Origin of the sequence: Streptomyces geranii, assembly GCF_002954775.1 — a bacterium.
In the GTDB taxonomy this organism is placed as follows: Bacteria; Actinomycetota; Actinomycetes; order Streptomycetales; family Streptomycetaceae; genus Streptomyces; species Streptomyces geranii.
In genome coordinates, this window is sequence record NZ_PJME01000010.1 from 148,559 (window position 1) to 159,961 (window position 11,403).

Below are 11,403 nucleotides of genomic sequence, written 5' to 3' on the forward strand. Positions count from 1 at the left end.
AACCTGTACCCCGGCCCTCGGATCCCGCACCTCCACACACCAGGACCCGGACCGCTGCCCGACAACACGGCAGCGGCCGTCCCCAACCCTACCGGCCCATATGTACGAGGGTCAGTGCTCAGGTGACTCAACAGCCGCCGAAGTGACCAGTTCTGTCAGTACTCCGTGGCAATCCTTCGGATGCAGGAAGGTGATCCGCGACCCCATGGAGCCGATCCGTGGCTCCTCGTACAGAACGCGTACGCCCTTCCCGCGGATGTCCGCGGCGTCCTCATCCACATCCGCCGTACCGAAAGCGATGTGGTGCACGCCCTCCCCGTTCTTGGCCAGCCACTTGCCCACGGCGGAGTCCTCGCGGGTCGGTTCCAGGAGCTGGAGGTAGGAGGCGCCGCCGTCGTCCGTGTTGTTGATCTTCAACATGGCCTCGCGTACGCCCTGCTCCTCGTTGACCTCGGAGTGGAACACCTCGAAGCCGTACGTGGCCCGGTAGAACTCGACGGTCGTGTCGAGGTCGAAACAGGCGATCCCGATGTGGTCGATTCGCGTCAGCATGGTGTCAGTGCAGCGCTCATACGGTGGTTACGCAACGTGCGCGCGATCACACCGACGGCCCGATGACGGAGGGGGTACTGCTCAGTACATTCAGGTAAACCCTCGTTCACACTCCTCAGCTCCCCAGCTGAAAGGGGATCGCTCCTCATGTCAGGAACCAAAAGCACCACCTCGGTGATCGTCGCGGGCGCACGTACGCCCATGGGACGCTTGCTGGGCTCGCTGAAGACCTTCTCCGGAGCCGACCTCGGCGGCTTCGCGATCAAGGCCGCCCTCGACCGTGCGGGGATCGGTGGCGACCAGGTGCAGTACGTGATCATGGGCCAGGTCCTCCAGGCCGGCGCGGGCCAGATCCCGGCCCGCCAGGCGGCGGTCAAGGCCGGCATCCCGATGAACGTCCCGGCGCTGACCATCAACAAGGTGTGTCTGTCGGGCCTGGACGCGATCGCGCTGGCGGACCAGCTGATCCGCGCGGGCGAGTTCGACGTGATCGTGGCCGGTGGCCAGGAATCGATGACGAACGCCCCGCACCTGCTCCCCAAGTCCCGTGAGGGCTTCAAGTACGGCGCGATCGAGATGCTCGACGCGATGGCGTACGACGGTCTCACCGACGCCTTCGAGAACATCGCCATGGGCGAGTCGACGGAGAAGCACAACACCCGCCTGGGCCTGCTGCGCCCCGAGCAGGACGAGATCGGCGCCCTCTCCCACCAGCGTGCGGCGGCGGCGCAGAAGAACGGCGTGTTCGAAGCGGAGATCACGCCGGTCGAGATCCCGCAGCGCAAGGGCGAACCGATCGTTTTCAGCCAGGACGAGGGCATCCGGGCGGAGACGACGACGGAGTCGCTGGGCAAGCTCCGCCCGGCGTTCACGAAGGACGGCACGATCACGGCGGGCACGTCGTCGCAGATCTCGGACGGTGCGGCGGCGGTAGTGGTCATGAGCAGGGCGAAGGCCGAGGAACTGGGCCTGGAGTGGATCGCCGAGATCGGCGCGCACGGCAATGTGGCGGGCCCGGACAACTCCCTCCAGTCGCAGCCGTCCAACGCGATCCAGCACGCCTTGAAGAAGGAGGGCCTGAGCGTCGAGGATCTTGACCTGATCGAGATCAACGAGGCCTTCGCGGCGGTCGCCGTGCAGTCAATCAAGGACCTCGGCGTGTCCACGGATCGGGTGAACGTCAACGGCGGTGCGATCGCCCTGGGTCACCCGATCGGCATGTCCGGCGCGCGCCTGGTCCTGCACCTGGCCCTCGAACTGCAGCGGCGCGGCGGAGGTGTCGGCGCGGCGGCCCTGTGCGGGGGCGGCGGCCAGGGTGACGCGCTGATCGTGCGGGTACCCAAGGCGTAGGTGCTCGTACGGCACGGCGATCGGAACGGAGTTGTGATGCAGGACGTCCCCACGCTGGTGGCGCAGGCCCGGGAAGGCCGGCCGCGGGCCGTGGCCAGGCTGATCTCCCTGGTGGAGGGGGCGTCCGAACAACTCCGCGAGGTGATGGCGGCACTGGCGCCGCTGACGGGCAACGCGTACGTGGTCGGCCTCACGGGATCACCAGGTGTCGGCAAGTCGACATCGACGTCGGCCCTGGTGACGGCGTACCGACGCCAGGGCCGACGGGTCGGCGTACTCGCCGTCGACCCGTCGTCGCCGTTCTCGGGCGGCGCGTTGCTCGGCGACCGCGTCCGAATGTCGGACCACGCGTCCGACCCCGGCGTCTACATCCGCTCGATGGCGACCCGGGGCCACCTCGGCGGCCTGGCCTGGGCGGCCCCGCAGGCGATCCGCGTGCTGGACGCGGCGGGCTGTGACGTGGTCCTGGTCGAGACGGTCGGGGTAGGCCAGTCGGAGGTGGAGATCGCGGCACAGGCGGACACGAGTGTCGTACTCCTGGCGCCGGGGATGGGCGACGGCATCCAGGCGGCGAAGGCGGGAATCCTGGAGATCGGCGACGTCTACGTGGTCAACAAGGCGGACCGGGACGGCGCGCACTCGACCGCCCGCGAGCTGAACCACATGCTGGGCCTAGGCGAGTCCCGGGCCCCCGGCGACTGGCGCCCGCCGATCGTGAAGACGGTCGCGTCACGGGACGAGGGCATCGACGAACTGGTGGAGGCCCTGGAGAAGCACCGCGCCTGGATGGAAGAACGGGGAGTCCTGGCCGAACGCCGCAGGTCACGGGCATCCCACGAGGTGGAGACGATCGCGGTGACCGCACTGCGGGAACGGATCGGCGACCTGCGCGGCGACCGGCGGCTGGGAGCACTGGCGGAGCGGATCGTGGCGGGGGAGTTGGACGCGTACAGGGCGGCGGACGAACTGATCGCGGGCCTGACCGAGAGGTGACGGGCGGGCGGGGGATGGGGGACTGCTCCGTGGCCGGCCCCTGGGCGTCGGCTGCGGGAGCGGATCGGGGACCTGCGCGGGGGTCGGCGGTTGGGGGTGCTGGCGGGGCGGGGTGGGGCGGGGGCGCGGGCCCGGGCGGGGGGGGGGGCGGTGGGGGGGGCGGGGGGGGCGGTTTGTGGCGGGGGAACTGGTCGCGGAGGTGACGGGTGGGCGTGGACGGCGGGTTCGTTCCGTGGTTGGTCCATGGCGTCCGTTGCTGCGCGGATCGGGCACCTGCGCGCTGACCGGCGGCTGGGGGGGTGCTGGGCGGGGCGGATTGTGGCGGGGGAGCTGGTCGCGGGGCTGACCGGAGGTGACGGGTGGGTGGGGACCGCGGGTTTGCCCGTGGCCGCAAACGGCGTCCGCTGCTACGCGGATCGGGGACCTGCGAGGGGGGCGGCGGCTGGGAGTTCTGGTGGGGGAACTGGACTCGGGCCTGGCCAGAGTTGACGGGCGCGCGGAGACGGCGGGTTTGCCCCGTGGTCGGGCCGTGGCGTCCGCTGCTACCTTGACCGGCATGTTCCTCCTCTTGGCGTAGGTGTCGCCCCGCGCCACCGCGACCGGCTCGCATCCGCGGAGCCCGTCGTCGTGGTGATCCGGCGTCCCCGCCCGCCACGGCGCCTTCTTGGCGCGCCGCCTTTCGGAGGAACCTCCGTATGCCCGCGACCTCGACGCGGCCTTCCTATGCCGCCGTCCTGCGTATCCCGTCCGCCCGCCGCACCTTCGCCACCGCCCTGCTCGGCAGACTGTCGTACGGCATCGTCCCGCTGTCGGTGATGCTCGCCGTGAGTCGGTCCTCGGGCTCGTATGCCGTGGCCGGTGCTGTGATGGCCCTGTTCGGTGCCACCGTCGTTCTTCTGGGCCCGGTGCGGGCTGCCCTCGTCGACCGGTACGGGCCTGGTCGGGCGCTCGTGCCGATGCTGCTCGCCCACCTTGCCGCACTTGGACTGCTGACCGTCGCCGTCTGGCGGCCTGGTGCGCACGCGGTCGTCCTGGGCTTCCTCACCGCCCTCGCGGGCGCCTGCGTGCCGCCGCTCGGGCCGACCATGCGGGCGGTCTGGAGCAGGATCGCCCAGGATCGGGCCTTGCTGCAGCGGGCGTACAGCCTCGACGGTGTTGCCGAGGAACTGCTGTTCGTCTCCGGGCCGTTGCTCGTGGGAGTTCTCGCCGGGTTCGCCGTGCCGGCCGTCGGCATCGTCGTCGGGGCGGCGCTGCTGGCGGCCGGTGTCGCCGGGTTCGTGACCTCGCCCGCGGTACGGGAGACGCGTCCCGCCGGGCGTGGGGCCCGGGTGGGGAAGGGTGCCGGTGGTCCGCGGGTGCTGGGCCGGGTCCGGGTGCCTGTCGGTGTCGCCGCCGGGGTCGGGCTGGCGCTCGGGTCGCTCGACCTGCTGGTCGTGGTGTTCGCCGGGCGGCACGGCCATGGCGGCGCGAGCGCGGCCTGGGTACTGGCCGCGCTGTCCGCCGGGAGTGCCGTCGGCGGGCTGCTCAACGGTGCCGTCGCCTGGCGCCGGTCGGCCCGGGTCCGGCTCGCCCTGCTGGCGCTGGGCCTCGGGCTGGCGCTGCTCGGCGCGGGGCTCGCCCCAGGCCTCGGCACCCTCGCCCTCGCCATGACGGGCGCCGGGTTCTTCGTGGCCCCGGCGCTGACCACGGCGTATCTCATCGCCGACGAGGCGGTGGCGCCGGAGGCGCGGGTGCGGGCCGGGACCTGGGTGAACACGGCGACCAACGCCGGGAGCACGCTCGGCTCGGCCACGGCGGGATTCCTCGCCGGACAGCTGCCGGTGGCCGTCTGCTTCGCGCTGACCGGCGGGGTCGTCCTGCTGACGGCCGCGCTCACCGCCCCCGCCCCCGCTCGGTCCCGTCCTCGGGGGCGCTTTTTCAGCCCGTCCGGCGCTTGAGGGCAAAGAGGATAAAAGGGGGTCTGGGGGCGGCAGCCCCCAGGGATGGGTATGGGTAGGGGCGGCGGGGGCGAGATCAGTCCCCGGTGACCTCGGTGGCCTCGGTGACCTTGCCCGTGTCGAGCGACACCGTCCACTCGCTCGCCGTGCCGTCCTTCACCGTCTCCACGTTCCACGCCACGGCGCCGTTCTCGTCGTCCGCCCCGACCTCGGTCACCGTCCCCTTCGCCGCCCCGGCGACGGCGGCCTCCCGTGCGTCGACCTCCGCACCCCGCAGCGCCGCCAGCTCCGCCCGGTCCTCGGCGTCGCGCCCCTCGTCCGTGTCCCGCTGCGCGCCGAGCACCTTCCCGGCGCCGGACACCGCCACCTCGTACTCGGCACCGTCGTCCCGCACGACGTCCACACCCCACGTACCCGCGTCACCGCCGTCGTCGTCCAGCTCGGCGGAGACTGCCGTGCCCGGCGTGTGCCGCAGCGCGGCGGCGACGGCCTCGGCGGCGGTGATGTCCGTGCCGCGGACCGCCGCACGGTCCTCCGCCGCGTCGTCGTCCCGGTCGGAGACGACCCGCACGTTCGCACCCTCGCTCCTGCCGCCCCTGTCGCCCCTGTCGTCGTCGCCCGCCGCGAAGGCCGCGACGGTGCCGCCCGCCAGGGCGACGGCGGTGAGGGTGGCGATGACGATGTTCCGCTTCATAGTGGTTCCTGCCTCTTCGGTAGCTTCGTACTCGTTCGGGTGACGACCACCAAGCTGCCCGAGCCCGCCTGAAGCAGACCTGAAGTCACCTGAAGGCGTCTTCAGGAAGGGTTTGCGACGCTGTACGCATGCGTTTGCTGATAGTGGAGGACGAGAAGCGGCTGGCCCTGTCCCTCGCCAAGGGTCTGACGGCCGAGGGCTACGCCGTGGACGTCGTCCACGACGGCCGCGAGGGACTGCACCGGGCGACGGAGACGCCGTACGACCTCCTCATCCTCGACATCATGCTGCCCGGCCTCAACGGCTACCGCGTCTGCGCGGCCCTGCGCGCCGCCGGGCACGACGTACCGATCCTCATGCTCACCGCGAAGGACGGCGAGTACGACGAGGCGGAGGGCCTGGACACGGGCGCCGACGACTATCTGACCAAGCCCTTCTCGTACGTCGTCCTCGTCGCTCGCGTGAAAGCGCTGCTGCGCCGACGCGGGACGGCAGGTGCCTCGCCCGTCCATGTCGTCGGCGAGCTGACCCTCGACACCGCCGCCCGTCGCGTCCATGTCGGCGAGGACGAAGTCACCCTCACCGCAAAGGAGTTCGCCGTCCTGGAACAGCTCGTGCTGCGGGCGGGCGAGGTGGTGTCCAAGGCGCAGATCCTGGAGCACGTCTGGGACTTCGCCTACGACGGCGACCCGAACATCGTCGAGGTGTACGTCAGCACACTGCGCCGGAAGCTCGGCGCTCCCCTCATCCGGACCGTGCGCGGCGCCGGGTACCGGCTGGAGGCGCCGCGATGAGACGCGCCCTCGCCTCCGTGCGGGCCCGGGCGACCCTCGGCGCCACCCTCGTCGTCGCGGTCGCGCTGGTCGCCGCCGGGACCGCCGTACTGCTCTCCCTCTGGTCCAACCTGAGCGGCCAGGCAGGCACCCAGGCCGAACGCACCGCCCGGGCGGTCGCCGCCGACCTCGCCGCCGGGACGCCGTACGACAAGCTGTCGCTCGACGACGACGAACGGCCCGTCCAGGTCGTCGACGCGGACGGGCGACTGGTCGCGGCCAGCGAGGATCTGGAGCGGATCAGCGGGACGGGCGTGGACGCGGTGCGTCCGGTGGCCGGAGTGGCGGGCACTGGCGGCTCCGGCAGTTCCGACTCCCGCGCGGACAGCGGCAGTTCGGAGTCCACGGCGGACACCGACGGCCCCGATTCCACCGCGGACACCGACAGTCCCGAAGCCACCGCGGACGCGGACACCGACGGTGCCGAAGCCACCGGGGACGACGACTCCCTCGCCGCCGGCGAGATCGACGACGACGTCTCCTTCACCGACGGCTCCGCCACCGTCGACGGCGACGAGGCCGACTACCGGTTCGCCGCCGTACGCGTCGAGGCCGACGGCGACGGCACCCTCACCGTGTACGCCGGTGCGCCCCTCTCCGCCGAACAGAGCGCCGTCAGCACCGCGTTGACCGTCATGCTGATCGGGTTCCCGCTGCTGCTCGGCGTCGTCGCGGGCGTCACCTGGCTGGTCACCCGGCGCGCGCTGCGCCCGGTCGAGGGCATCCGGGCCGAGATGGCCGCGATCACCGCCTCCCAGGACCTCGCCCGGCGTGTCCCGGTACCCGACACCCACGACGAGGTCGCCGGGCTCGCCCGGACCACCAACGAGACGCTCGCCGCCCTGGAGACCTCCGTGGAACGCCAGCGCCGGTTCGTCGCCGACGCCTCCCACGAACTGCGCAGCCCCATCGCCTCCCTGCGCACCCAGCTCGAAGTCGGCGCCGCACACCCGGAGTTGCTGGACGTCGAGGGCGCGGTCGAGGACACCGTACGGCTGCAGCGCCTCGCCGCCGACCTGTTGCTGCTGGCCCGGCTGGACGCGGGGGAGCGGCCCGCCGACGCCCGCTTCGACCTCGCGGAGCTGGTCCGGGAGCAGGCGGAGGGGCGGGCGGGGGTGACCCTCGAAGCGGGGGCCGGTGTGGAAGTGGCCGGGGCCCGGGGGCAGTTGGGGCGGCTGGTCGCCAATCTGCTGGACAACGCCCAGCGGCACGCCCGGTCGGCCGTCGTCGTGTCCCTGCGCCGGGAGGACGAGTCGGCCCTGCTGGCGGTCGCCGACGACGGGGACGGGGTGCCCGAGGGCGACCGGGAGCGGGTCTTCGAGCGGTTCGTACGGCTCGACGACGCCCGCAGCCGCGACGACGGAGGCGCCGGGCTCGGGCTCGCCATCGCCCGCGATGTCGCCGTACGCCACGGCGGCACACTCACGGTCCGGGACGCGCCGACAGGCGGAGCCCTGTTCGAACTCCGCCTGCCTGTCGTCTAGATCCGCAGTTCTACGGCCGGCCGCGCTGGCCGCGCAGATGCTGGGCGACCGGTCGCAGCGACCTGTCCACCTCGGCCAACGCCTCCGGGGTCAGCAGATCGATGAAGTGCCGCCGCACGGACGCCACATGATGCGGCGCCACCTTGTTCATCGTGTCCATGCCCTGCTCGGTGAGCACCGCGTACAGGCCACGCCGGTCGGACTCGCAGTTCTCGCGGCGGACCAGGTTGGCGTTCTCCATGCGGGTGATCTGGTGCGAGAGCCGGCTCTTGGACTGGAGGGTCGCGGATGCCAGGTCGCTCATCCGCATGCGCACGTCCTCGGACTCGGAGAGGTTCACCAGGATCTCGTAGTCGTTCATCGTCAGGCCGAACGGTTGCAGGTCCTTTTCGAGCTGGTACGCCAGCAGTCTGTTGACCTCCAGGTGGGTGCGCCAGGCGCACTGCTCCGCGTCGGTCAGCCAGCTTGTGGCCGTCTCGGTCTCCATGAATGAAGTCTACCTAAAAGGTTGAAAGGCGAACTAGCGAGGGTGGTATGTCGGAGTGGCGTGACGGCGTGCACATGTTCGACGTCACACTCCGCAGACTACCGCTCACAGCCCGAAGCGACGCTGGAGGTCACCGAGCTGTCCGGGAAGGCGCGGTGCCCCCGGTTGCTGTGGGTGGCCTGTGGGAGCGTGCCCGCCACCCGGTACTCCGGGCTCGTGCGGGACCGCCCCCGTGGCCTGCTCGGCCATCAGCGTCTCGGAGGACTGGAGCAGCACCGTGCCCGCCCCGACGAACTCGAACTGGTGCTCCTCGCCGGAGGCCCCGCCGAGGCCCGTCATCGCACGTAGGCCGCCCATCAGGCCCGTCATGTACCCGTGGTCGTAGTGGTGGCAGGGGGAGGGGCAGTCGGCCCAGCCGACCAGGGCCTGCGGATCCACCCGGATCGGGGGTTCCATGAACACCACCGGGCCGTTCGACGCGGCCACGAACTTGCCCGTCCCGATGAGGGTCAGGAAGCCCGGGACGATCGACTGCTTGAGCGCGAGACTTGGCTGAAAAGCGAGAAGGTTGCCCGAGCGAATGGTCAGGTTGCCGTCTTCCAGATCGTACGAATTCACGTCGAAGGCCCGGTCGGCGAGCAGCATCTTGCCCGAACCCTCGGCCACGACCCAGTCGCTCGCGTGCAGAGGCGAATGAAAGGACGTACGGACAAGGCGGTCGAGCCGGCCGTGTCCCACGCCGTTGAAGTCGATCGTCCCGTAGTAGGCGATCATCTTGCCCTTCTGCAGGAACCACTGGCTCCCCTTGAGCTCCACGCAGAAGGTGTAGTTGTTGACGTTGTCGTCGACCGGCAGCGTCATCGGGTCGTGGACGACGGGCCCGGCGCCCGGGTAGGTGGTCACAGCTTCTCCTCCGACGCCTGGACGTACACCGCACCACTGCCGCTCAGCTCCAGCTGGAACGCCTCGCCCGAGCCCCGGCCCACCATGTCGCGCCAGCCCAGCGCGGTGGACAGCTTGTTGCGGACGTCGCCGTGGTGCGCGACGTACGCCTGCGGGTCGACATGGACCGGGCGCTGCGGGGTGATCGGCACCTCGATGACCCCGCCGTGGGCCATCACGGCGACCGCGCCGTGGCCCTTGAGGGTGGTGGTGAACAGGCCCTGGCCCGTCATCTGGCCCCGGACCATGCCCATGACGCCGCCCTGCGAGCCCATGAACATCGTGCCCTGCTGGAGGGTGCCGTCGAAGGCGAGGAGGCGGTCCGCCTCGACGCACAGGGTGTCCCCGGCGAGCTGGATGACCTGGATGTGGTGGCCGCCGTGCCCGAACAGGACCGTGCCGCTGCCCTCGACCGTCATCAGCGGCGTCGCCTCATTGGCCACCCGGCGGCCGATCATCGACATGATCCCGCCCTGGCCGCCCTGCATGTTGGGCGTGAAGGACACCTCGCCCTTGTAGGCGAGCATCGCCCCGCGCTGGCTGAACAGCCGCTGGCCGGGCATGACGGTCGCCTCGACCATCTTGGAGTTGATCTCACGGAAGGGCATGTCACACATCCCCGGCGATCGTGTTGCGCTCACTGGGCTGGACGTAGACCAGGCCGTCGCCCTCGAAGCGGATCTGGAAGGCCTCGCCGCCGCCCTCGCCCATGAACGTGCGGAACGTCACACCGGACTGGAAGGACTGCCGGACGTTGCCCTGGTGCGCGATGTACGCACCCGGGTCGACCGTCAGCGGGAACTGCGGGCTCACCCGCAGCACCACCGCAGGCCCGTCCGACATGATCGCCGCCTGGCCGTGTCCCTCGACGGTCGTCGTGAACAGGCCGTTGCCCGTGGACGCGCCGCGCATGCCCGTGAACGACGTGCCCGTGCGCAGGCCCGAGTCGGTCGCCAGGAGGTTGCTCGACTCGACGTAGAGCTTGTCCCCCTGGAGGCCGACGAGATTGATCTCGGAGGCGCGGTCGGCGAACCAGCACGTCCCGTGCCCCTTCACCTCCATCAGGGTCATCTGCTCACCGGTGATCCGACGGGTGACCATCCCCCGGATGCCCTCACCGCCGCCGCTGAGCTTCTTGAAGTCCATCTGCCCGTCGTACGCCACCATCGAGCCGTTCTTCGCCTTCACGGCGTCTCCGGTCATGTCGACGGCGAGCACCTTGCTGCCTTGAAGTCGAAACATCGCCACGGAGGGAAGGTAGCCTCCCGGGCACCCCCGGCAACAGATCCCGAAGGTGGAGATCGTCCCTGAACCTCCCCCTAGGGCGGTTCTCGGGGTCCCACCCCCGCCCCGGCCGCCCGGGCCGCGAATGCCACAATGGGTGAACGTTTGTGCGCCCATTCACAAAGCCCCGAAGGTGACCCGTGGACATCAAGACCGCCTCCGCCCTCCGCCGACTGCGCCTGGTCTCGGCCCCCGAAGCCGTCTCCTTCCTGCTCCTGCTGGTCTGCTCGGTGCTGAAGCGGACCACGGACTTCAACGCGGTGCCCGTCATGGGCATGGTGCACGGGATCCTCTTCGTCCTCTACGTGATCTTCTGGGCGGACGCCTGGAACCGCGCCAAGTGGTCCCTGAAGACCGGGCTCCTCTACTTCGTCCTCTCCGTCCTCCCGACCGGGGGCTTCTTCGCCGAGCGCAGGCTGCGCCGGGAGACCGAGGACGCGGTGATCGCCTCCCGTGCCCGCCAGGCCCAGCAGGGAGAGGTCTCCAAGGCATGATCGTCGCCTTCTCCGTGACGCCGCTGGGCGTCGGCGAGGACGTGGGGGAGTACGTCGCCGACGCCGTCCGGGTCGTCCGTGAATCCGGGCTCCCCAACCGCACCGACGCGATGTTCACGTCCATCGAGGGCGAGTGGGACGAGGTCATGGACGTCGTCAAGCGCGCCGTCGCAGCCGTGGAAGAACGCGCCCCGCGCGTCTCCCTGGTCCTCAAGGCGGACATCCGCCCCGGTGTGACCGACGGCCTGACCTCCAAGGTCGAGACCGTGGAACGCCACCTCTCCCAGTAACCGCCCTTCCCGGCAATCCACCCGCCTGGACGCGTCCAGTTCGACACGTCGCCATATCTCCAC

Annotated in this window: 13 protein-coding genes; 7 read left to right on the forward strand and 6 right to left on the reverse strand. The window is 70.8% G+C overall.

Translation table 11 applies throughout. The features are described from left to right. Nucleotides 1–111: 111 nt before the first annotated feature. The gene (mce, locus tag CW359_RS16840) at nt 112–552 is read right to left on the reverse strand and encodes a methylmalonyl-CoA epimerase (RefSeq protein ID WP_105970755.1); all 441 of its coding nucleotides are present in this window, start codon (nt 550–552) and stop codon (nt 112–114) included. Between the two features lie 147 nt (nt 553–699). Here mce and CW359_RS16845 point away from each other — a divergent pair, with 147 nt between their 5' ends. From CW359_RS16845 to CW359_RS16860, 3 genes are all read left to right on the forward strand, one after another. Continuing rightward, entirely contained in the window at nt 700–1,902 is a 1,203-nt protein-coding gene (locus CW359_RS16845; RefSeq protein ID WP_105970756.1) for an acetyl-CoA C-acetyltransferase, read from the forward strand. 36 nt (nt 1,903–1,938) lie between these two features. Next, entirely contained in the window at nt 1,939–2,895 is a 957-nt protein-coding gene (gene meaB, locus CW359_RS16850) for a methylmalonyl Co-A mutase-associated GTPase MeaB (protein WP_105970757.1), read from the forward strand. Nucleotides 2,896–3,590: 695 nt separating this feature from the next. After that, entirely contained in the window at nt 3,591–4,832 is a 1,242-nt protein-coding gene (locus CW359_RS16860; RefSeq protein ID WP_105970758.1) for an MFS transporter, read from the forward strand. Nucleotides 4,833–4,908: 76 nt separating this feature from the next. Here CW359_RS16860 and CW359_RS16865 read toward each other — a convergent pair whose 3' ends face one another. Next, nucleotides 4,909–5,526, reverse strand: coding sequence for a PepSY domain-containing protein (locus CW359_RS16865; protein WP_105970759.1), 618 nt, complete (start codon nt 5,524–5,526; stop codon nt 4,909–4,911). A gap of 128 nt (nt 5,527–5,654) precedes the next feature. On the opposite strand from CW359_RS16865, the gene CW359_RS16870 reads away from it, so the two are divergent. Together CW359_RS16870 and CW359_RS16875 are read left to right on the forward strand one after the other, a co-directional pair. After that, on the forward strand, nt 5,655–6,320 hold the full coding sequence (locus CW359_RS16870; RefSeq protein WP_105970760.1) for a response regulator transcription factor: 666 nt from the start codon (nt 5,655–5,657) through the stop codon (nt 6,318–6,320). After that, on the forward strand, nt 6,317–7,843 hold the full coding sequence (locus CW359_RS16875) for a sensor histidine kinase (protein ID WP_105970761.1): 1,527 nt from the start codon (nt 6,317–6,319) through the stop codon (nt 7,841–7,843). The genes CW359_RS16870 and CW359_RS16875 overlap by 4 nt, the downstream gene beginning before the upstream one ends. 10 nt (nt 7,844–7,853) lie before the next feature. On the opposite strand, the gene CW359_RS16880 is transcribed toward CW359_RS16875, so the two are convergent. The 4 genes from CW359_RS16880 to CW359_RS16895 form a co-directional block, all read right to left on the reverse strand. Continuing rightward, nucleotides 7,854–8,330: a MarR family winged helix-turn-helix transcriptional regulator gene (locus tag CW359_RS16880; protein WP_105970762.1), complete on the reverse strand. Its 477-nt coding sequence runs from the start codon at nt 8,328–8,330 to the stop codon at nt 7,854–7,856. Between the two features lie 105 nt (nt 8,331–8,435). Beyond that, nucleotides 8,436–9,191, reverse strand: a complete 756-nt coding sequence (locus CW359_RS16885) for an AIM24 family protein (protein ID WP_408647488.1) — start codon at nt 9,189–9,191, stop codon at nt 8,436–8,438. 38 nt (nt 9,192–9,229) lie between these two features. Beyond that, entirely contained in the window at nt 9,230–9,880 is a 651-nt protein-coding gene (locus CW359_RS16890; protein ID WP_105970764.1) for an AIM24 family protein, read from the reverse strand. Between the two features lies 1 nt (nt 9,881). Further along, a complete protein-coding gene (locus CW359_RS16895; protein WP_105970765.1) occupies nt 9,882–10,514 on the reverse strand; it encodes an AIM24 family protein in 633 nt (210 codons plus the stop codon). 182 nt (nt 10,515–10,696) lie between these two features. Here CW359_RS16895 and CW359_RS16900 point away from each other — a divergent pair, with 182 nt between their 5' ends. Next, entirely contained in the window at nt 10,697–11,050 is a 354-nt protein-coding gene (locus CW359_RS16900) for a DUF3817 domain-containing protein (protein WP_105970766.1), read from the forward strand. Then, complete coding sequence (locus tag CW359_RS16905) at nt 11,047–11,340, forward strand: MTH1187 family thiamine-binding protein (RefSeq protein ID WP_105970767.1); 294 nt, start codon at nt 11,047–11,049, stop codon at nt 11,338–11,340. The genes CW359_RS16900 and CW359_RS16905 overlap by 4 nt, the downstream gene beginning before the upstream one ends. The last annotated feature ends 63 nt before the right edge of the window (nt 11,341–11,403 follow it).